Origin of the sequence: Streptomyces flavochromogenes, assembly GCF_000717595.1 — a bacterium.
GTDB lineage: Bacteria > Actinomycetota > Actinomycetes > Streptomycetales > Streptomycetaceae > Streptomyces > Streptomyces flavochromogenes.
Genome location: NZ_JNZO01000026.1, coordinates 105,723 through 125,346 on the forward strand (window position 1 = coordinate 105,723; position 19,624 = coordinate 125,346).

Here is a 19,624-nt window from a genome sequence, read left to right on the forward strand (position 1 = left end):
GCATCATTGGAAGTAGTGATTCACATGGCCAAGCGAATCGACGTCAGCGGCCTCTCCGCCTACTACGGCGCCCACAAGGCGATCGACGACATCTCGATGACCGTCGAGCCCCGCTCCGTGACGGCCTTCATCGGCCCGTCCGGCTGCGGCAAGTCCACCTTCCTGCGCACCCTGAACCGCATGCACGAGGTCACCCCCGGCGGCCGTGTCGAGGGCAAGGTGATGCTGGACGACGAGAACCTGTACGGCTCCAACGTCGACCCTGTCGCCGTGCGCCGCACGGTCGGCATGGTCTTCCAGCGCCCCAACCCCTTCCCCACCATGTCGATCTTCGACAACGTGGCGGCGGGCCTGCGCCTCAACGGCAAGTACAAGAAGTCGCAGCTCAACGACATCGTCGAGAAGTCCCTCAAGGGCGCCAACCTCTGGAACGAGGTCAAGGACCGCCTGAACAAGCCGGGCTCCGGCCTCTCCGGCGGTCAGCAGCAGCGTCTGTGCATCGCCCGCGCCATCGCGGTCGAGCCCGACGTCCTGCTGATGGACGAGCCCTGCTCGGCCCTCGACCCGATCTCGACGCTGGCGATCGAGGACCTCATCGGCGAGCTGAAGGAGCGCTTCACGATCGTCATCGTGACGCACAACATGCAGCAGGCCGCCCGCGTCTCGGACCGCACGGCCTTCTTCAACCTGGCGGCCGTCGGCCAGCCCGGCAAGCTGATCGAGCTGGACGACACCGAGCGCATCTTCTCCAACCCGAGTGTCCAGGCGACCGAGGACTACATCTCCGGCCGCTTCGGATAAAGACTCGTCTGCGGTGCTGCATGGCGGTGCCACCGTAAGACGAAGGGCCCGGCTCCCCCACAGGGGAGCCGGGCCCGATCATTTCAAGCCACTGTCGGCCTCAGCCGAACAGGAGCTGCACCACGTAGAAGCTGCCCGCGGCGACCAGCGCGGCCGCCGGCATGGTGATGAACCAGCCCAGGATGATGTTCTTGGCGACACCCCACCGCACCGCGTTGACCCGCTTCGTCGCACCCACGCCCATGATCGCGGAGGTGATGACGTGCGTCGTCGAGATCGGCGCGTGGAAGAGGAACGCCGAGCCGAACATGATCGACGCACCCGTGGTCTCCGCCGCGAATCCCTGCGGCGGGTCCAGCTCGATGATCTTGCGGCCGAGCGTCCGCATGATGCGCCAGCCACCCGCGTACGTACCCAGCGAGAGCATCACGGCGCACGCGATCTTCACCCACACCGGGATGTCGTCGCCGGCGGCCTGCACATCGGCGATGACGAGGGCCATCACCACGATGCCCATCGTCTTCTGCGCGTCCTGCAGACCGTGGCCCAGCGCCATGCCGGCCGCCGACACCGTCTGCGCGATACGGAAGCCGCGCTTGGCCTTGTGCGGGTTGGCCTTGCGGAACATCCACATGATCGCGCACATCACCAGGTAACCGGCCACGAGACCGACCACCGGCGAGATGAACATCGGGATGACGACCTTGTCGAGGACGCCACCCCAGATGACCTCCGTACCGCCGGCGAGCGCCGCACCCACCATGCCGCCGAACAGGGCGTGCGAGGAGGAGGACGGCAGACCGAAGTACCAGGTCACCAGGTTCCAGATGATCGCGCCGACCAGCGCGGCGAAGAGGATGCCCATCCCCTTGTCGCCGTGCGGCGTCTCGATCAGGCCCTCGCTGACCGTCTTGGCGACCCCGCTGCCCATGAAGGCACCGGCGAGGTTCATGACGGCGGCCATGGCCAGGGCCGCGCGAGGGGTCAGCGCACGCGTCGACACCGAGGTGGCGATGGCGTTCGCCGAGTCGTGAAAGCCGTTCGTATAGGTGAAACCGAGCGCGACACCGATGGTCACGATCAGAGCAAAGGTGTCCACGAAGCCTCAGGACTCCTTGACCGCGATGGTCTCCACCGTGTTGGCAACGTGCTCGAACGCGTCGGCCGCCTCTTCCAGCACGTCGACGATCTGCTTGAGCTTCAGCACCTCGATGGCGTCGTACTTGCCGTTGAAGAGCGTCGCGAGCAACTTGCGGTGGATCTGGTCCGCCTGGTTCTCCAGCCGGTTGACCTCGATCCAGTACTCGGTCAGGTTGGCCATCGTCCGCAGGTTCGGCATCGCCTCGGCGGTCAGCTCCGCCGCCCGCGCCAGCACCTCGATCTGCTGCTCGACACCCTTGGGAAGCTCTTCGACGTTGTAGAGGACGACCAGGTCGACGGCCTCCTCCATGAAGTCCATGATGTCGTCGAGGGAGGACGCGAGGTTGTAGATGTCCTCGCGGTCGAAGGGCGTGATGAACGAGGAGTTCAGCTGGTGGAAGATGGCATGGGTCGCGTCGTCGCCGGCGTGCTCCGCTGCCCGCATCCGCTCCGCGATCTCGGCCCGGGCGGAAGGTTCCGCTCCGAGCAGTTCCATCAGGAGCTTCGAGCCCGTGACGATGTTGTCCGCGGACGCGGCGAACATGTCGTAGAAGCTCGTCTCCCTGGGGGTCAGACGAAATCGCACGTGAGGTCCTCGGGGTGCTGGGTTTCGGTCAGGCTGATGCTAGGCGCATCATCCGGCCACGGCTAACCGGCGTCTCTCAGTGTCGCCCATCAGGCACAGTGAACAGCACGGGCCCCCGCCCGGATCGGCGGGGATCGGTACCATATACCCACGAGGGGTATACACCCCCTTATTGGACAACGGGAGGACGCCATGACGACCACCGAGGCGGACCAGGTCACCCCCGAGGCCGTCGGGCCGGCCGACCACGAGCACGCCGTGCACGGCTACCACAAACAGAAGGACGAGCACCTCAAGCGGCTCCGCCGGATCGAGGGCCAGATCCGCGGTCTCCAGCGGATGGTCGACGAGGACGTCTACTGCATCGACATACTCACGCAGGTCTCCGCCTCGACGAAGGCGCTCCAGTCGTTCGCCCTCCAGCTCCTGGAGGAGCACCTGCGGCACTGCGTCGCGGAGGCGGCGACCAAGGGCGGCGAGGGCATCGACGCCAAGGTCGAGGAGGCCACGAAGGCCATCGCCCGCATGATGCGGACCTGAGGCCACCGTCCCGCTCCTCCCGTACGCGGTGACGAGCCGGGCCGTTCCGTCAGAGGTCCTCCACGGCCCGCTCCACCGCCACCCTCAGCACCTCGTCGATCCGGTCGGCGCTGAGCCGCTCCCCGTCCGCGGCCGACGCGGCGATGATCAGTTCGCCGCACAGTTCGATCTCGGCGAGGGCGACGCAGTCCGGGTCTGCGGTCACGGTTGCTGTACCGGGCGGGGCCACGCGCATCCACCTCTTCCTGCCGGCGTCGGTCTCCCAGCGGTCTCCCAGCGTAGGGACGGCGACACACACCGCGCATGACACGTCCGGACCATTTGCCGATGGTCCACACCAGCACCGGGCCAGGTCAGGCCGTTCAGGCCTTGATCTTCCCGGCGTAGATGTCCCGGCGGTCCGGCAGCGTCACCCGGACGGGGACCCCGAAGCCGTACAGCAGGGTCGTCGACGCGACCGCGACCGTACGGCCCTGGTTGCTGAAACTGAACTGGTGGCGCACCTTCCGCAGGCGGCCCTCCCCGTCGAGGTACGCGTCGAAGGGCACCGTGTCGTTGGCGAACCCTTTCGCCGCCGCGGTGAGCGCCCCGCGGAGCTGCGGCGAGGCGACCCGGGAGGCGTGCGCGATGTCCGCGACCCCCCGGTAGTGGCCGACTTTCACCCCCGCCAGGTCGACCTCGCCGATGTACGTGACCTGCCGGGCGCCCCGCAGCAGCTCCGCCGCGGCGGCCGGATCGGTGGCCCCGCCCGTGACGAGGTTGCCGTCGTCGAGGGTGGTGGTGTCGACCCGCACCCACTTGTCCGCGGGCACTCCGGCCCCCCGGTTCTTCATGTAGAGGGCGCCGGGGGTGAGGAGCTCGGTGATCGGCCGGTGCTCGCTGGCCCCGGCCGCGTCCTTCGGCAGCACCACCTGGAGCCGGCCGGTACGGCGCCGGAAGTCGTAGCCGCCCTCGCCCCGGATGGTGACCCGCGTCCCCCCGGCGGCCATCTCCATGGAGGTGCTCGCCTTGGCGGTGCCGGCCTTCGTCAGCGCGTCGGCGGCGCTCCGTACGGCGAGGGTGGGGTCGACCGTGGATTTCGGGTCCTCGGGGGCGGCGCACCCCGTGACCGCGGCGGTCCCGACGAGGGAGCCGACCAGGACGGCGGTGACGGCGAACGCCCCGCTCCCGCGCGCACCCGGACGGCCGTACCGCAGCTGCACCACCATCGTCTGCCAACCCCCAACGCCTCACCGCTGTTTGCCCGGGACCCGCCCTTCCCGGGGCCCGCGGGCCCTGGGGACACCCGATCCGCATAACGACGGTCGAGGCCTGCCGTCACGCGCAGTACCGTGGTGAAGTGCACGCGCAGTCCTCCCCTCACACCACCACGACGTCGGAGCGCGGCTCTTTCGCGCTGGCACGCTGCAGCTGCGGCTGGTCGGGCCCGGCCCGAAGATCCCGCGACCGGGCCCGCTCGGACGCGGCGGACCACCTCCGCACGGCGGAGGCCACGGAGGGCTAGGCGGGCGAGGTCGCCCGGGCCCGGTGAGCGGGGCTCGAAGACCGGGACGCGAAGACCGGGGCGCGCGACGGGGACGCGAACGCCGGGCGCCCGACCGGGCTCGTACGCCGCGCGGGCGGCGTACGACGACGGACGGGCGGCGTACGACGGACGGGCTCTAGGCGGCGAGGTCGTTGTGGCCGGGGCCGGAGGCCGGGCCCCCGATGCGCGGCTCGGGGATGCCGACCGCCTCCGGGTGCCGCGCCGGTTCGGCCCGGCGGGAGCGGACCAGACCCGCGCAGCGGCCCGAACGGGCGACGGCTGACATCACCGGGGTGAGCAGCGCGAGGGCGAGCGGGGCCAGGAGCAGCGCCACCGCCGTACCGAGGGCGAAGCCGCCGATCACGTCGGTCGGGTAGTGGACCCCCATGTAGACCCGCGCGAAGCCCTCGGCGAGGGCGAGGCCGATCGCGGCCAGACCGAAGCGGCGGTGGGCGACGAAGACACCGACACCGAGCGCCATCGCCAGCGTGGCGTGATCGCTGACGAAGGAGAAGTCGGTCTTCCCGGCGACGAGGACCTCAAGCCCCTGATGGTCCCTGAAGGGCCGGGGACGCTCGACGAAGCCGCGGATGGGGATGTTCACCAGGAGGGCGATACCGGCGGCCAGCGGGGCCCACACGAGCCCGGCGGCGGCCGACACGGAGTCGGCCAGGGTGCCGCGGCGACGCACGCTCCACCAGCACCACAGCACGACGAGGGCCATCGCGAGCATGATCCCGTACTCGCCGACGAACCCCATGACGCGGTCGAACCACGGCGGGGCGGCCTTGGCCAGCCCGTTGATGTCGTAGAGCAGGCTGACATCGGGGTTCGAACCGTCCGATGCGAGTCCAGCCATCTGCTGAGGCCCCTTGCTCTCGTGTCTGTGTTTTCCAACCCCCGTGGTCAGAGCGGTCGGACCAAGGAACGAACCGCCTGAGGCGCACGTTCCGATCTCTCCGGTGGATCATGATGACGTTATCGAAGAGTGACGGTTCACCGCAGCTCAGGGCCTGTGCATGACGGAGAGTTCCGGCCATGTCCGGTACGACCGGAAGGCGCACACCGTCCGACGGCCCGTCTGTTCCGGTCAGGTCTGCGGGAGATGCGTGGGCAGCGCCGCCGCACCCTCGGCGGTGACCCGGGTCGCACCGAAGTAGTCCGGGGTGTCGATCCGGTCGAACCGGATCACCGCCCCGGTGCGCGGCGCGTCGATCATGTACCCGCCGCCGACGTAGATGCCGACGTGCCGGATGGCCCGCGAGTTGGTCAAGTCGTCGGAGAAGAAGACCAGGTCCCCCGGGAGCAGCTCCTCGCGCGAGGGGTGCGGCCCGGCGTTGTACTGGTCGTTGGCCACGCGCGGCAGCCGGATGCCGACACTCTCGTAAGCGGCCTGGGTGAGCCCCGAGCAGTCGAACCGGCCGTTCTGCGCGGCCGTGCCCGTGCCGCCCCAGAGGTACGGGGTGCCGAGCTTCCCCTGCGCGTAGTGGATCGCACTGGCCGCCTGCCGGGAGGGGTCGACACGGCCGACGGGCCGGGCGAAGCTCTTCTCCAGGGACTTGATGATGCGCACGTAGTTCCGGGTCTCGCTGATGGGCGGCACCCCACCGTGCTTGATCACCCGGTACGCGCCCGCGTTGTACGCGGCCAGCATGTTGCTCGCCGGGTCCCCGGGCACGTTCTTCACATAGCCGGCGAGCTCGCAGTCGTACGAGGCGGCCGAGGGGATCGCGTCCTTCGGGTCCCAGATGTCCCGGTCGCCGTCCCCGTCGCCGTCGACCCCGTGCCCGGCCCACGTGCCGGGGATGAACTGGGCGATGCCCCGCGCGTCGGCCGGGGAGACGGCCCGCGGGTTCCAGCCGCTCTCCTGGTAGAGCTGGGCGGCGAGCAGAGCCGGGTTGATGGCGGGGCAGAGGTTCCCCCACCGCTGCACGAGCCCCTGGTAGAGCGCCGGGACCGCGCCCTTGGCGAGCGCCACGGTGCCGTTCGCGCTGCCGCCCGCGCCGCCGGCGAGACCCGCCGCCGTCGAGTACGTACCGACGACGAGCAGCGCGACGAAACTCAGACAGACCCCGAAGGCCCCACCGGCCACCAGCCACGCCTTGCCGGCCCTACGCACCGTCAACCACCCCTCGGCTCATGGCAGTACGCCCCCGGGAACGAGTCTAGGCGGTGGGCCGCCGACACCGCCCCAAGAGTGCAACAACGACAATGATTGCCCGGAGTCACTCTCCGTGATACACAGAGTGACCATACGCTTCTTTGCATAGAAACCGGCCAGACCACCGCAGGTCAAGACGGTCAAGTCGGTCAGATGTGCGGGGATCGGGTAAAGAGAGCCGTCAAGCCGTCACACGCGAGCGGTTTCATCAGCGAAGATAGGGCGATGACCCATGCCGTCCGGCAGGGGCGACTAACTACCCATACAGGGGCGGTGAGTTACATGTACCTGGCGGCAGAAAAAGGCGACATCACCACCATCATCGGTGGAATCGCCCCGAACTGGGGCCCCTTCGGCAGCCTGGGCGCCGAGGCCAAGATCATGATCGAGGTGGTGATGGCCGTGGCCATCCTGCTCTGCCTCGGCATCGCCATCTGGGGAGCGGCCAAGCAGCGCATCGGCGCGACCGCCCTCCGCGACACGTTCAGCGCGGAACAGGGCAAGGGCCTCATCGTGGCCGGTCTGACCGGCGTCTTCATCATCGGATCCCTGGGGACGCTGTTCACCATCGTGTACGGGATGGCGGTCTGACCCTCCGTCGGACACCACTCCCTGAGAATGCGTTCCCCAGATGTCCAGCAAGACGTACTGCCCGTACCGCGAACCAGTGAGGGGGCGTTCCCGGCATGAGTCCCGGTGACGAGCACGACAGCTTCGGCGGCGTGGGCGGCTCGGGCCAGACCCGGACCCGCCTGCCCGAAGGCAACAGCGGCGACCTGTACGGCGGCGCCCGCCGCCCCGTCCGCAGCTCCCGCTCCCTCATCACGGTCGTCGGCGTGGTGGTCCTCCTCGTCGCGGCCATCGCCTTCGCCAACCGCGGCGGCGGCGACCCGGCGGACGCGGCGGGCACCTCCTCCGACACCCCCGGCAAAACGGCCCCCACAGCGGCGACAGGCATCCGCCCGGTCACCGGCAAGAACGGCCAGATCCCCACGGGCTACGCCCAGGACGAGCAGGGGGCGCAGAGCGCGGCTACGAATTACGCGGTGGCGCTGGGGTCGGCGGAGATGTTCACCGCCGCCGGACGCGACGAGATCGTCACCACGGTCTACGCACCCGGCGCCGCGGCGGACAACCGGGGAGAGCTCGAGAAGGCCTACAGCGCCGAGGACCTGCTGACACGCATCGGCCTCCAGGCGGACGGCACGGCACCGCAGGGCATGACGTTCATCTCCCGGGTCATTCCGGTGGGTTCCAAGGTGGAGAACTACGCGGCCGACCGAGCGACGGTGTCGGTCTGGTACTCGTCCCTGTTCGGCCTCGCCGGTGAAGCCTCGAAGCACCCCGTCTCCGAGTCCTGGTACACCGACACGTTCGAGCTGCGGTGGGTCGACGGCGACTGGAAGGTCACCAAGTCCACACAGAAGGACGGCCCCGTGCCCGTCGCCCGTGACCAGAGGGCTTCCAGCGCCCAGGACATGGCGGACGCGGTGGGTCAGTTCGGAGGCTTCACTTATGCCCGGTAAGCCCCTCCGCCGCAGCACCGGGATCGCCGCCGCGCTGGGCGCGGTCCAGACTGCCGTCGTGCTGTTCGCCGGCCGCGCCTTCGCGGCGCCCACGCCTACGCCCACCCCGAGCGCGAGCAGCAAGGGATGCGACCTCCTCACGGGACAGGCAAGGAAGCACTGTGAGAGTGGTCTTACCGACGGCGGGAGCAGTGATTCCCCCGTCACCAACCCCGCCGACGCGCTCGACCCCCTCAAGTCCCTCTCCCGCGGCTTCTCCGACGCCGCCATCGCCACCATCGACTACCTCTCCAAGGCCGTCAAAGAAACCGCCGACGTCGACTTCACCAACACGGAGTTCCTCGGCCGGTACGCCATCGTCTTCGCCGCCTCCACCGTCCTCACCCTCCTCCTCTGGCTCCTCGCCGTCGCCAAGCGCGCCATCCGCGGCGTCCCCCTCACCACGGCGCTCTCCGAAGCCATCGGCTTCCTCTGGCTGACGGTCCTCGCCTCCGCCTTCACCCCCCTGATCCTCTACACCGTCGTCAACGCCACCGACGCCGTCACCGAGGTCATCGCCTCCGGCACCGGCCAGCAGACCGACGTCTTCTTCGGCAGCTTCAAGGAGGCCCTTCAGAAGGGCGACAGCATCGGTGGCGGCCCCATCATGCTGATCATCGTGTCCCTGGTGACCGTCCTCGCCGCCGGCGTGCTCTACCTGGAGCTCTTCCTCCGCGCCGTCATGCTGTACGTCGGCGCCCTCCTCGGCGTCGTCGTCTACTCCGGCCTCGTCGACAAGAACATGTGGGGTCACGTCCGCCGCTGGGCCGGCATCATGATCGCGATCATCCTGGTCAAGCCGATCATCGTCATCGTCCTCGGCCTGGCCGGCGCGCTCTCCTCCGGCACCGGTCCCGACTCGTTCTCCGCCGTCGTCTCGGGCCTCGCGATCATCCTGCTCGCGATCTTCGCCTCGGCGATGATCTACCGCTTCGTCCCCGGCTTCGGCGACGAGATCGCCGCCTCCCGCAACAACCGCCTCCACCGCGCGGGTGAGAACGCGGCCGCGGCCGTCATCTCCTCCCCCGCCTCCCTCGTCTCCCAGGGCATCAAGACCCACAGCTCCCGCGGTGACGGCGGCGGCGGCCAGGGCGCCCAGCCCGCCCGCCCCGCCAACCCCATGTCCGGCGGCATGGCCGCCCACAGCAGCCGCGGCGGAAGCGGTGGCGGCGGCGCGACTCCCCCGCCCCCACCCCGCAGCAGCAGTCCCACCGCGGGAACCCCGCACAGTAGCCGCAAGAACTCTGGAGGTGCAGGGCGTTGACGACCCAGTCCCAGCCGGTCGCGCCCCGCCGTACGTATCTCGTGGGCCGCGCCCGGCCGAACGCGATCGTCGGCAAGAACCGCGAGACGGGCGAGATCGCCCTGATCATCGTCGGCGCCTTCCTCGGCATGATGAGCGGACTCCTCGTCCCCCTCCTCCCCCTGCGGATCGCGCTCCTCGCCGGCCTCCCGATGCTCGCGATCGCCGCCGTGTACCTCCCGTACAAGCACCGCACGTTCTACAAGTGGTTCGAGATCAACCGCAGCTACAAGCGGATGCTCAAGCGCGGCACGGCCTACCGCTCCGTCGTCTCCGAGGCAGGCACCCACCTCGACGGCCGCGAGGTCGAGGTCGGCCCACCGCCCGGCATCGGCCGTGTCGGCTGGCTCGCCGCCCCCTTCGGCCCCGACGAGATCGCCGTGCTCCTGCACGCCGACCGCCGCACCGTCACCGCCGCCATCGAGATCGAGGGCCCCGGCGTCGGTCTGCGCGACAGCGAGGACCAGGAGGCCCTGGTCGACCGCTTCGGCACCCTCCTCAAGCACGTCGCCAACGGCGACGGCTTCGTGACCCGCCTCCAGATGCTGGCCCGCACCCTCCCCGCCGACCCGGACGCCCACGCCAAGGACGTCGGCCAGCGCGGCGATCCCCACGCGCCGGCGTGGCTCATGGAGTCGTACGACCAGCTCCAGTCGATGGTCTCCACGTCGAGCGAGCAGCACCGCGCCTATCTCGTCGCGTGCATGCACTACACGCGCGAACTCGCCGCCGAGGCCAACGCCATGGCCCGTGCCGCCAAGCACGCCTCCGGCGCCCGCAAGCTCGACCGCGACGCCGGCCTCGCCGTCGTCATGGCCCGCGAGCTCACCGACATCTGCGCCCGCCTCGCCGAGGCCGACATCCGCGTCCGCCAGCCCCTCGGCCAGTCCCGGCTCGCCTCCCTCGTGCACTCCATGTACGACCCGGACCACCCCATCGACCACATCCAGGCCATGACGAAACGAAACGCTTGGCCCGCCGAACTGGACGCGATGGAGCCGACGTACCTCCAGGCCAAGACCCGCGAGTCCTCCACCCGCGCGCCCTGGTGCCACGCCACCGCCTGGGTGAAGGAGTGGCCGATGACCCCCGTCGGCGTCAACTTCCTCGCCCCGCTGCTCGTCCACACCCCGGACGTGATCCGTACGGTCGCCGTGACCATGGATCTCGAGCCCACCGAGGTCGCCATCGAGCGGATGCTCACCGAGAAGACCAACGACGAGGCCGACGCCAGCCGCGCCGCCAAGATGAACCGCACGGTCGACCCGCGCGACATCGCGGCCCACGGCCGGCTCGACCAGCGGGGTGAAGATCTCGCCAGTGGCGCGGCCGGAGTGAACCTCGTCGGGTACATCACGGTGTCGTCGCGTTCGCCCGAGGCCCTGGCCCGGGACAAGCGCACGATCAGGGCCTCCGCCGGCAAGTCGTATCTGAAGCTGGAGTGGTGCGACCGCGAGCACCACCGGGCCTTTGTGAACACCTTGCCGTTCGCGACCGGCATCCGCCGCTAGGGCCGAAGGGGCACAGACCCATGCGAGATCCGCTGTCCGTCCTCACCGACGCCTTCACCTCCTTCGTCTTCGGCAAGGTGGAGACGACCCGCCTGCCCGTCCGCACCTCCACCGGGCAGGCCCAGGCCGTCTACCTGCCGACGGCCGCCCCCGGCCTCGGCGACTCCGGCGTGATCATCGGCCGCGAGGTCTACAGCGGCAAGGGGTACATCTACGACCCCTTCCAGCTGTACGGGCAGCAGCTCCCCGCCCCCCACTGGCTGGTCCTCGGCGAGTCCGGCAACGGCAAGTCGGCGCTCGAGAAGACGTACGTGCTCCGCCAGCTCCGCTTCCGCGACCGGCAGGTCGTGGTCCTCGACGCCCAGGGCGAGGACGGCGTCGGCGAATGGAACCTCATCGCGCAGGAGCTGGGGATAACCCCCATCCGCCTGGACCCCATGGTCGCCAACGACTCCGGGATCCGCCTCAACCCGCTCGACCCGTCGATCACCACGACCGGGCAGCTCGCCCTGCTCCGGACGATCATCGAGGTGGCGATGGGCCACGGCCTCGACGAGCGGTCCGGCTTCGCGCTCAAGGTCGCCCACGCCTACGTCGTCGAGCACACCGCCCACCGCCAGCCGATCCTCACCGACATCGTGTAGCGGCTCCGCCACCCCGAGGCGGAATCCGCCGAGGCGATGAACGTCGACATAGACGATGTACGGGCCTGGGGCCTGGACGTCGCCCTCGTCCTGGACCGGCTGGTCGACGGTGACCTCCGGGGCATGTTCGACGGCCCGACGACCGTCGGCATCGACCTCGACGCGCCCCTGATCGTCTTCGACCTCTCCCACATCGACCGCAACTCCATCGCCATGCCGATCCTCATGGCGATCGTCGGCGTCTGGCTGGAGCACACCTGGATCCGCCCCGACCGGAAGAAGCGCATCTTCCTCGTCGAGGAGGCCTGGCACATCATCAACAGCCCGTTCGTGGCGCAGCTGTTCCAGCGGCTGCTCAAGTTCGGTCGTCGCCTCGGCCTGTCCTTCGTGGCCGTCGTCCACCACCTGTCCGATGTCGTCGACGGAGCCGCGGCGAAGGAGGCCGCGGCGATCCTGAAGATGGCCTCCACCCGGACCATCTACGCCCAGAAGGCCGACGAGGCGCGCAACACGGGCCGGGTCCTCGGCCTGCCCCGCTGGGCGGTCGAGATCATCCCGACCCTCACTCCCGGCATCGCGGTGTGGGACGTCAACGGCAATGTGCAGGTGGTCAAACACCTCATCACCGAACGAGAACGCCCGCTGGTCTACACGGACCGCGCCATGACGGAGGCCTCGGCCCCGGCCGGTGACCCGGACCTCGAATGGGAGACGGAGCAGCGCGCGATCCTCATCGAGCAGCAGATGAACGGCACTTCGCAGTCGACGGTGGCATAGATGGAGACGGCACGGAAGGGCGGGGGAGGGGTTTCCGACGGGCTGCTGCTCAGCCTGTTCGGCCTCCTTCTGTGCCTGACGGTCCTTGTGTGGTCGGCGACCGGCCTGGCCGGTCTGTTCTCCCACGGCGCCTGGCCGCGGGGCGTCGCCTTCATGGGCACGCCGTCGGCCCTGCGTTCCCTGGCCACGGCCCCGACGGACCTCGCGGCGGCCTGGCCGGCCACCCCGCCGGGCCAGCTCTCCGGCTACGGCCTGTTCTGGGGCCTGCTGATCGGCGAGGCGATGATCCTCTTCGTCCTCGCGATCTTCGCCCTGGGCACCCTGGCCCGCTGGCGAGCGGTGCGCGCCAACAGGAAGGCGGGGGTGTACGGGCACACCGCCGCGGCTCCGGTACGGGAGGAAAGGGCCCCGGAGGTCTCCGCCGAGGCCTCTCGGGTCACCCCGCCCCGGACGGAGACCCCCGCGGTGGCCGCCCCTGCGGCCCCTACGACCCCTGCGGCATCACCGGTCCCGGCGGCCCCCACGGCCGCGACGTCACCGGTCCCGGCGGCCCCGGCGCCCGTCACTGCGACGCCCGCCACTCCGCCGCCCGTGCCGGCGGCCACCGCGGCCATGCCCGTCGTCCCGGCACCCGCCGAACCAACGTCCGCGGGCACGGGGGCGGGGGCGGGGGCGCCGGTCGTGCCCGCGCCCCTCGTGACCTCGCCCGTTCCCGCTGCGCACCTGGGCGCCGCCGCCGGTCGGGCGACCCGTACGTTCTACGGCCCCCCGGACGCCCGCCGCCCCATAGCCGTCCAGGCCGTCCAGGACGCCGAGGGCCCGGTCCTGGTCGTCACCTCCGACCCCGCTCTCTGGTCCGCGACCAAGGACGCGCGCGGCAAGCTCGGCCCGGTCCTCGTCCACGATCCCGGCCATCTGTGCGACACGCCCGCGCGACTCCACTGGTCGCCGTCCGAGCGCTGCGAGGACCCGGCCGTGGCCGCGGAGCGGGCGGTCGCCCTGCTGGCCCCGGTGCGCCCGCACTCCCGGCTGGACGCGGCCACCGCGGACACTGCGGAAACGCTCCTGCGCTGCTGGCTGCACGCTGCCGCCGTGGACGGGCGCCCGTTCCGCCAGGTCCACCGCTGGGCACAGGGCACGGGCGCCCACGAGCCGGTACGGATCCTCCGCAGCCACCCGAAGGCGGCCTCCGGCCACGCGGGTCTGCTCGAATCGGCGCTCACAGCGCACCCGGAAAGCCGCCGCATGGCACAGGAACTGACGGCCCGTGCGCTGGCGTCGCTCTCCTCGATCCACATCCGGGAGGCCTGCACCCCGAATCGAACGGATTCGCTGGCGCTGGCATCATTCCTCCCCGAAGGGGGCACTCTCTACGTGGTGGGGGAACCGATCGAGGATCCCCGCACCGACCCCGGCGCGATGCCGCTCCTGACGGCGCTCGCCGCAAGCGTGGTCGAGCACGGCCGCCGCATGGCCGCACGGTCATCCGACGGTCGGCTCGACCCACCAATGACCCTCGTCCTGGACGACGTCGCCGCCGTGGCCCCGCTCCCCCGGCTCCCGGAGCTCCTCGCCACCGGCCACACCCAGGGCCTCCCGACCCTGGCCCTGATGCGCTCGCCGGAACAGGCCCGCACCAGGTGGCCGGAAACCTCCCTGAGCCGCTGAGGGGCGCCGCCTCGACCCGCTCCGGGGTCAGAGGGCGCGGCCCCGCAGGGAGTGCAGGTGGGCGCGTGCGGCCTCGGCGGCGTGGGTGAACCAGTCGGCGATGACCGCGGTCTCCTCCGGGGTGTACCGGGCGAAGACGTCCTCCAGGCGGGCGTAGAACGGCTGGTACAGCGCGACGACCCGTGCGGCCGCGTCCGGGTCGGCGACCACGCGCACTCGCCGCCGGTCGGCAGGGTCCGGGGCCCGGTGGGCGTACCCGGCCTTCTCCAGACGGTTGAGCACCCCTGTCACGGCCCCCGTGGTGAGGTTGGCGCGCTCCGCAAGGTCCCCGGCCGACAGCGGGTCCTCGCCGGCGCCGAGCACATGCCCGAGACAGGTCAGATCGGTGACGTTGAGGCCGAGGGCCTGGGCGACCTCCTGCTGGCCGATGAGGCCCAGGGCCACGTACGCGTCCATCCGATGGATCGCCTCGCCGACGGTGGCCGGGGGACGGCTCTTGCCCTCCACGCAGAGACTCCTTAGCATCTAAGTTACTTAGCTCGTGAGATAAACAGTTCTCACCGATGCCTTCATCCTGCCTGCCCCGAGACCCCCACAGGAGCATCCATGAGCGCCCACGGTGACGTCGACCTCGGCCACACCCTGGCCGGATGGACCGGAACCACCCTCGCCGGACTGGGCTCCGCCGTCGCCGGAGCCGGAATCTGCCTGGACCGCACCTGGGCCCTGTGGCTCGGCGCGGCACTGGCCGTTCTCGCCGCCACCGCGACCTGGACCCTCCACCTGACGGGCTGGGGCAAGCCCTCCGGCCCCCGCCCGGCCGACCAGTGGGACTGGCGGGTCCGCGACTCCGGCGCCCGGCACGGCCACCCCGACTGCCTCGGCTGCCGCCTCGCGGGCCGCCCCGTCACGGTCACCGCCCGGACGCGGCCGCACCCCGAACCGGCCCCCGGCCGCCCCTGATTCCGGTCCTCCACCGACGCCTACGAGGCCCGCCGCACCTCGTACTCCTCCTCCATCGCCCTGTCGTGCCCCGGGACGGCCACCCGGTCACCCGTCGCCACGAAGCCGAACCGGCGGTAGAAAGCGGCGGCCCGCGCGTTGTCCTCGTGGACGTAGAGCCGCACCCGCTCGACCGGCTCCGTCAGCGACCAGGACCACTCGACGCCCGCACGGAACAACGCGTCGATCACACCGGTCCCCCGCACCTCGGGCCGCACGTAGACACCCACGATGTGCGTCTGGTCGACCTTCGCCGGCTCCCCGAAGCGCACCTCGTCCGACGGCCGTTCCACCAGGATCGAGATCGTGCCGACCCAACTCCCGTCCGGGGCCTCGGCCACGAACTGCCGCGCCTTCCCGTCGCCCGTCTCCGACGCCCCCTCGGCACGCTCCTGCCAGAAGGAGTCCGGGCGCTGAACGGCGGCCTCGTACGTGTCGAGGAACGCGAGGTGCGCGATCGGGTCCCGGAGGGCCGCCAGGCGGATCTCGCGGGTCTGCTCCCACTCGTCGGCGCGGATGACACGTATCGAAAAGTCCATGGGCCCGATCCTCCGACGCCCGCAAAGCCCTGACAAGGGCTTTTCGCTCCCCGTCGTACCCCGGTACTACACCGACGCCCGACCTGCCGCCCCAGGTCGGACGAACGCCCGCCGCCCGCTCCCTAGCGTCGTCAGCATGATCCGAGCAGAGAACCTCACCAAGCGGTACGGGGACACCACCGTCGTCCAGGACCTCAGCTTCACCGTCCAGCCCGGCGCCGTCACCGGCTTCCTCGGCCCCAACGGCGCCGGAAAGTCCACCACTCTCCGCATGATCCTCGGCCTCGACGCCCCCACCCGCGGCCACGCCACCGTCGACGGCCGCCCGTACGCCCGGCACGGCGCCCCGCTCACCCGCGTCGGCGCCCTCCTCGAAGCCCGCTCCGTGCACCCCGGCCGCTCCGCCCGCCACCACCTCACGGCCCTCGCCCTCACCCACGGCATCCCGCGCTCCCGCGTCGACCGGGTCCTCGCCGTCACCGGCCTCACCCACGTCGCCGACAAGCGCGTGAAGGGCTTCTCCCTCGGCATGGGCCAGCGCCTCGGCATCGCCGCCGCACTCCTCGGCGACCCGGCCACCGTCGTCCTCGACGAACCGGTCAACGGCCTCGACCCCGAGGGCGTGCTCTGGATCCGCACCCTCCTCAAGTCCCTCGCCGCCGAAGGCCGTACCGTCCTCGTCTCCTCCCACCTGATGAGCGAGATGGCCCTCACCGCCGAGCACCTGATCGTCATCGGCAAGGGCCGGCTCCTCGCCGACACCACCGTCGACGCGCTCGTCCGCGCCTCCGGCGGCGCCTCCGTCAAGGTCGTCACCCCGGAGGCCGACCGGCTGCGGAACCTGCTCCCCGGCGCCGGCATCACCCTGGAGGCCCCCGACACCCTCCTCGTCACCGGCCCGGACGCTCCGGAGATCGGCCGCACGGCCGCCGCCCACGGCCTGCCCCTCCATGAACTGACGCCCCGGGCCGCCTCCCTGGAGCAGGCGTTCATGGCCCTCACCCACGACTCCGTCGAATACCAGGGAGCCCTCGCATGACCACCGCGACCGTCACCCCACGGCTCACCCACGCGCGCGTGCTCCACTCCGAGTGGCACAAACTGTGGACCGTCCGCTCGACCTGGATCACCGTCCTCACCGCCACCGCGCTCGTCCTCGGCGTCGGCATCCTCATGGGCGCCACCTACACCTCCGACGGCGGCGACTCGGACGTCGACACCGTCATCCTCACCCTCTACGGCAGCCAGCTCGGCGCCATCGCCCTCGCCGTCCTCGGCATCCTGGTCACGGCCGGCGAGTACGCGTCGGGCATGATCCGCGCCTCCCTCACCGCCGTCCCCGGCCGCCTTCCCGTCCTGACGGCGAAAGCCGCCGTCTACACCGGCGTGACCCTCACCCTCACCTTCGCCACCAACCTGCTGACCTTCCTCACCGCGCAGGTCTTCCTCTCCGACACGGACCAGGCCGCCTCCCTCACCGACGACGGCGTCCTCGCCGCCCTCGCGGGGAACGCCGCCGGCATCACCCTCCTCGGCCTGATCGCCCTCGGCCTCGGCGCGACCCTCCGCTCCGTACCCGGCGCGATCGGCGCATTCGTCGGCGGCGTGATGATCCTGCCCGAGGTCCTCGGGATGCTCCCGTACGAGGCGATGGAGACGGCCGTCCGGTACTTCCCCACCCAGGCCGCCGGCGCCCTCGGCTCGGCCACCCCGCTCCCGGGCGCCGCCTCCCCCGGAGCCGCCCTGCTCGCCCTGCTCCTGTGGGCGGCCGCGACGCTCGCGGTCCCCGCGCTGTTGCTCAAGCGCCGGGACGTATGAGGATGATGACCGGGTGACCACGGAAGCGACCGCGACGACGGGCCTCAGCCGCTCCCTCCAGCGACTGCTCGCGCGGACCCGGGCGTTCGACACCCGCCGACCCCGGCTGTGGGACTCCACGCTGACGCTCTTCTGGGCGGCGGTGACCCTGGTGGACGCGTCGGGCGGCTGGCGGAACACCGCCCCCGACCCGTCCGTGCCCGTCTGGCTCGTGGTCACCCTGAGCCTCGGCCTCTCCCTCCCGCTGTACCGGCGTCGCCGACGGCCCCTGGCCGTGCTCACCGTGATGGCCTGCGCGGCGCTGGTCAGCGCCGCGTCCGGCGCCTTCCTGCAGGCCGGCTACCTCCAGATGGTCCCGGTCTTTCACATCGCCCTCACCCGCCCACCCCGCACCCTCCTGTGGGCCTCGGCCCTGCTCCTGCCGCCGCTCCTGACGGGGGCGGTCCTCTTCCCCCGGGGAAGCTGGGACCAGCACGTCGTCCCCACCCTGTGGGCCTACGCGCTCGTCGCACTCCTCGGCATCGCGGTCCGCGCCCGCAAGGACCACACGGCGGCGCTCGTCGACCGGGCCCGCCGCCTGGAGATCGAACGCGACCAGGAGGTACGACTCGCGGCGGCGGCCGAACGGACCCGGATCGCCCGCGAGATGCACGACATCATCGGCCACAACCTCTCCGTCATCACGGGCCTCGCGGACGGCGGACGGTACGCGGCGGCGAAGAACCCCGAGCGCGCGGCCCAGGCCCTCGAAGCCATCGGTACCACCAGCCGCGAGGCCCTCGCCGAACTCCGCCGGCTCCTCGGCGTCCTGCACGACGACGAGGAGGCGGCGGCCCGCGACCCCCAGCCCACCCTCGCCGACCTCGACGCGCTGATCACCGGCGTACGGAACGCGGGCCTGCCGGTGCGGTTCGACCGGGGCAGCGCCTCCCCCGACCGCCCCCTCACCCCGGGCGCCCAGCTGACCGTCTACCGGGTGGTCCAGGAAGCCCTGACGAACGCCCTGAAGCACGCGGGCGAGGGCGCGAAGGCGACCGTGCTCCTCACCCACACCTCCGAGGAGGCAAGGGCCGAGATCACGAACACGGGCCCGGCGGTCCCGCCCCCACCGTCCGGTCAGGGCCAGGGACTTACCGGGATGCGGGAGCGCGCGGCCCTCTACGACGGCACACTCGAGACCGGCCCGCTGCCGACCGGCGGCTGGCACGTCAGGCTCCGACTTCCCCGGGAGGACTCCCCCTCGTGACGACCGTTCTCATCGCGGACGACCAGCCGATGCAGCGCTTCGGCTTCCGCATGCTGCTGGAGAGCCAGGACGACATGACCGTCGTCGGGGAGGCGTCCAACGGCACCGAGGCGATCCGGCTGGTCGACCGGCACCACCCCGACGTCGTCCTGATGGACATCCGGATGCCCGGACTCGACGGTATCGAGGCGACCCGCCGGATCGTCGCCACGGGCGACCGCACGCGGATCCTGATCGTCACGACCTTCGACCTCGACGAGTACGCGTACGACGGCCTCCGCGCCGGCGCCAGCGGCTTCCTGGTGAAGGACGCCCAGCCGGAGGAACTCCTCGCCGGCATCCGAGCGGTCGCGAGTGGCGACGCGGTCGTCGCCCCGAGCCTCACCCGCCGCCTCCTGGACGCCTACATCCACCACCTGCCGTCGTCCGCCACAGCGGAGCAGAACCCGGAGGACCCACGACTCGCCTCCCTCACGGAGCGGGAACGCGAGATCCTCACGGTGATCGGCCAGGGCTGGACGAACACGGAGATCGCCGAACGCCTTCACCTCGCGGAATCGACGGTGAAGACCCACGTCGGCCGGATCCTCGCGAAGACCGGCGCCCGCGACCGCGTCCAGGCGGTGATCCTCGCGTACGACACCCAGCTGGTCACGCCGGCCTGACCCGAAGGGGCCCCGAAAGGGGTTCCGGCCCGTAAACGCAGAAAAGCCCCGCACCATGAAGGTGCGGGGCTTTCCCACAATGATTGTTCGGCGGCGTCCTACTCTCCCACAGGGTCCCCCCTGCAGTACCATC

The 19,624-nt window shown here is 71.0% G+C and carries 20 protein-coding genes and 1 pseudogene; 13 read left to right on the forward strand and 8 right to left on the reverse strand.

The window, feature by feature from the left end; all coding sequences use genetic code 11:
• The first annotated feature begins 24 nt into the window (after positions 1-24).
• The gene (gene pstB, locus IF00_RS0129730; RefSeq protein ID WP_030323320.1) at positions 25-801 is read left to right on the forward strand and encodes a phosphate ABC transporter ATP-binding protein PstB; all 777 of its coding nucleotides are present in this window, start codon (positions 25-27) and stop codon (positions 799-801) included.
• Positions 802-901: 100 nt separating this feature from the next.
• Here the strand turns inward: pstB and IF00_RS0129735 are convergent, their stop codons facing one another.
• Both IF00_RS0129735 and IF00_RS0129740 read right to left on the reverse strand, forming a co-directional pair.
• A complete protein-coding gene (locus tag IF00_RS0129735) occupies positions 902-1,900 on the reverse strand; it encodes an inorganic phosphate transporter (RefSeq protein WP_030323323.1) in 999 nt (332 codons plus the stop codon).
• A 6-nt stretch (positions 1,901-1,906) separates the two neighbouring features.
• The gene (locus IF00_RS0129740) at positions 1,907-2,527 is read right to left on the reverse strand and encodes a DUF47 domain-containing protein (RefSeq protein ID WP_015035093.1); all 621 of its coding nucleotides are present in this window, start codon (positions 2,525-2,527) and stop codon (positions 1,907-1,909) included.
• Between the two features lie 192 nt (positions 2,528-2,719).
• Here IF00_RS0129740 and IF00_RS0129745 point away from each other — a divergent pair, with 192 nt between their 5' ends.
• Complete coding sequence (locus IF00_RS0129745; RefSeq protein WP_030323325.1) at positions 2,720-3,067, forward strand: metal-sensitive transcriptional regulator; 348 nt, start codon at positions 2,720-2,722, stop codon at positions 3,065-3,067.
• Between the two features lie 49 nt (positions 3,068-3,116).
• Here IF00_RS0129745 and IF00_RS0129750 read toward each other — a convergent pair whose 3' ends face one another.
• From IF00_RS0129750 to IF00_RS0129765, 4 genes are all read right to left on the reverse strand, one after another.
• The gene (locus IF00_RS0129750; RefSeq protein WP_030323327.1) at positions 3,117-3,302 is read right to left on the reverse strand and encodes a hypothetical protein; all 186 of its coding nucleotides are present in this window, start codon (positions 3,300-3,302) and stop codon (positions 3,117-3,119) included.
• A gap of 127 nt (positions 3,303-3,429) precedes the next feature.
• Positions 3,430-4,275, reverse strand: a complete 846-nt coding sequence (locus IF00_RS0129755) for an SCO4651 family lipoprotein (protein WP_030323329.1) — start codon at positions 4,273-4,275, stop codon at positions 3,430-3,432.
• Between the two features lie 453 nt (positions 4,276-4,728).
• Positions 4,729-5,451: a phosphatase PAP2 family protein gene (locus tag IF00_RS0129760; RefSeq protein ID WP_030323331.1), complete on the reverse strand. Its 723-nt coding sequence runs from the start codon at positions 5,449-5,451 to the stop codon at positions 4,729-4,731.
• 231 nt (positions 5,452-5,682) lie between these two features.
• Positions 5,683-6,711 carry a C40 family peptidase gene (locus tag IF00_RS0129765; RefSeq protein WP_078944893.1) on the reverse strand — a complete coding sequence of 343 codons (1,029 nt, stop codon included), beginning with the start codon at positions 6,709-6,711 and terminating at the stop codon, positions 5,683-5,685.
• Between the two features lie 324 nt (positions 6,712-7,035).
• Here IF00_RS0129765 and IF00_RS0129770 point away from each other — a divergent pair, with 324 nt between their 5' ends.
• The 6 genes and pseudogenes from IF00_RS0129770 to IF00_RS0129795 all read left to right on the forward strand — a co-directional run bounded on the left by IF00_RS0129770 (position 7,036) and on the right by IF00_RS0129795 (position 14,221).
• Entirely contained in the window at positions 7,036-7,344 is a 309-nt protein-coding gene (locus IF00_RS0129770) for a hypothetical protein (RefSeq protein WP_017242359.1), read from the forward strand.
• A gap of 95 nt (positions 7,345-7,439) precedes the next feature.
• Positions 7,440-8,279, forward strand: a complete 840-nt coding sequence (locus IF00_RS0129775) for a DUF8175 domain-containg protein (RefSeq protein ID WP_030323337.1) — start codon at positions 7,440-7,442, stop codon at positions 8,277-8,279.
• Positions 8,269-9,582, forward strand: coding sequence for a membrane protein (locus IF00_RS0129780; RefSeq protein ID WP_030323338.1), 1,314 nt, complete (start codon positions 8,269-8,271; stop codon positions 9,580-9,582). The genes IF00_RS0129775 and IF00_RS0129780 overlap by 11 nt, the downstream gene beginning before the upstream one ends.
• Complete coding sequence (locus tag IF00_RS0129785; RefSeq protein ID WP_030323339.1) at positions 9,579-11,132, forward strand: SCO6880 family protein; 1,554 nt, start codon at positions 9,579-9,581, stop codon at positions 11,130-11,132. Before IF00_RS0129780 ends, IF00_RS0129785 begins: the two co-directional genes overlap by 4 nt.
• 20 nt (positions 11,133-11,152) lie before the next feature.
• Positions 11,153-12,553, forward strand: a pseudogene (locus IF00_RS41655) (ATP-binding protein).
• Entirely contained in the window at positions 12,554-14,221 is a 1,668-nt protein-coding gene (locus IF00_RS0129795) for a P-loop NTPase family protein (protein ID WP_030323340.1), read from the forward strand.
• Positions 14,222-14,248: 27 nt separating this feature from the next.
• Here the strand turns inward: IF00_RS0129795 and IF00_RS0129800 are convergent, their stop codons facing one another.
• Positions 14,249-14,728, reverse strand: a complete 480-nt coding sequence (locus tag IF00_RS0129800; RefSeq protein WP_030323342.1) for a MarR family transcriptional regulator — start codon at positions 14,726-14,728, stop codon at positions 14,249-14,251.
• A gap of 99 nt (positions 14,729-14,827) precedes the next feature.
• Between IF00_RS0129800 and IF00_RS0129805 the strand changes: the two genes are divergently transcribed.
• Positions 14,828-15,184, forward strand: coding sequence for an HGxxPAAW family protein (locus tag IF00_RS0129805; RefSeq protein WP_030323344.1), 357 nt, complete (start codon positions 14,828-14,830; stop codon positions 15,182-15,184).
• A gap of 20 nt (positions 15,185-15,204) precedes the next feature.
• On the opposite strand, the gene IF00_RS0129810 is transcribed toward IF00_RS0129805, so the two are convergent.
• Entirely contained in the window at positions 15,205-15,762 is a 558-nt protein-coding gene (locus tag IF00_RS0129810) for a GNAT family N-acetyltransferase (RefSeq protein ID WP_030323345.1), read from the reverse strand.
• Between the two features lie 136 nt (positions 15,763-15,898).
• Here IF00_RS0129810 and IF00_RS0129815 point away from each other — a divergent pair, with 136 nt between their 5' ends.
• Genes IF00_RS0129815 through IF00_RS0129830 form a run of 4 tightly spaced genes read left to right on the forward strand, consistent with a single transcriptional unit; the run spans position 15,899 to position 19,491 of the window.
• On the forward strand, positions 15,899-16,801 hold the full coding sequence (locus IF00_RS0129815) for an ABC transporter ATP-binding protein (protein WP_030323347.1): 903 nt from the start codon (positions 15,899-15,901) through the stop codon (positions 16,799-16,801).
• Entirely contained in the window at positions 16,798-17,580 is a 783-nt protein-coding gene (locus tag IF00_RS0129820) for an ABC transporter permease (RefSeq protein WP_030323349.1), read from the forward strand. Before IF00_RS0129815 ends, IF00_RS0129820 begins: the two co-directional genes overlap by 4 nt.
• Positions 17,581-17,593: 13 nt before the next feature.
• Positions 17,594-18,826: a sensor histidine kinase gene (locus IF00_RS0129825; RefSeq protein WP_030323351.1), complete on the forward strand. Its 1,233-nt coding sequence runs from the start codon at positions 17,594-17,596 to the stop codon at positions 18,824-18,826.
• Positions 18,823-19,491 (forward strand): response regulator, encoded by a 669-nt coding sequence (locus IF00_RS0129830; RefSeq protein WP_030323355.1) that lies wholly within the window; start codon positions 18,823-18,825, stop codon positions 19,489-19,491. The genes IF00_RS0129825 and IF00_RS0129830 overlap by 4 nt, the downstream gene beginning before the upstream one ends.
• The last annotated feature ends 133 nt before the right edge of the window (positions 19,492-19,624 follow it).

Excerpts from the sequence above, each read along its gene's own strand:
- IF00_RS0129770 (WP_017242359.1), top strand. The coding sequence starts at position 7,036 with ATGTACCTGGCGGCAGAAAAAGGCGACATCACCACCATCATCGGTGGA.
- IF00_RS0129755 (WP_030323329.1), bottom strand. The coding sequence starts at position 4,275 with ATGGTGGTGCAGCTGCGGTACGGCCGTCCGGGTGCGCGCGGGAGCGGG.
- IF00_RS0129810 (WP_030323345.1), bottom strand. The coding sequence starts at position 15,762 with ATGGACTTTTCGATACGTGTCATCCGCGCCGACGAGTGGGAGCAGACC.
- IF00_RS0129745 (WP_030323325.1), top strand. The coding sequence starts at position 2,720 with ATGACGACCACCGAGGCGGACCAGGTCACCCCCGAGGCCGTCGGGCCG.
- pstB (WP_030323320.1), top strand. The coding sequence starts at position 25 with ATGGCCAAGCGAATCGACGTCAGCGGCCTCTCCGCCTACTACGGCGCC.
- IF00_RS0129775 (WP_030323337.1), top strand. The coding sequence starts at position 7,440 with ATGAGTCCCGGTGACGAGCACGACAGCTTCGGCGGCGTGGGCGGCTCG.
- IF00_RS0129820 (WP_030323349.1), top strand. The coding sequence starts at position 16,798 with ATGACCACCGCGACCGTCACCCCACGGCTCACCCACGCGCGCGTGCTC.
- IF00_RS0129805 (WP_030323344.1), top strand. The coding sequence starts at position 14,828 with ATGAGCGCCCACGGTGACGTCGACCTCGGCCACACCCTGGCCGGATGG.
- IF00_RS0129795 (WP_030323340.1), top strand. The coding sequence starts at position 12,554 with ATGGAGACGGCACGGAAGGGCGGGGGAGGGGTTTCCGACGGGCTGCTG.
- IF00_RS0129815 (WP_030323347.1), top strand. The coding sequence starts at position 15,899 with ATGATCCGAGCAGAGAACCTCACCAAGCGGTACGGGGACACCACCGTC.
- IF00_RS0129780 (WP_030323338.1), top strand. The coding sequence starts at position 8,269 with ATGCCCGGTAAGCCCCTCCGCCGCAGCACCGGGATCGCCGCCGCGCTG.
- IF00_RS0129750 (WP_030323327.1), bottom strand. The coding sequence starts at position 3,302 with ATGCGCGTGGCCCCGCCCGGTACAGCAACCGTGACCGCAGACCCGGAC.
- IF00_RS0129760 (WP_030323331.1), bottom strand. The coding sequence starts at position 5,451 with ATGGCTGGACTCGCATCGGACGGTTCGAACCCCGATGTCAGCCTGCTC.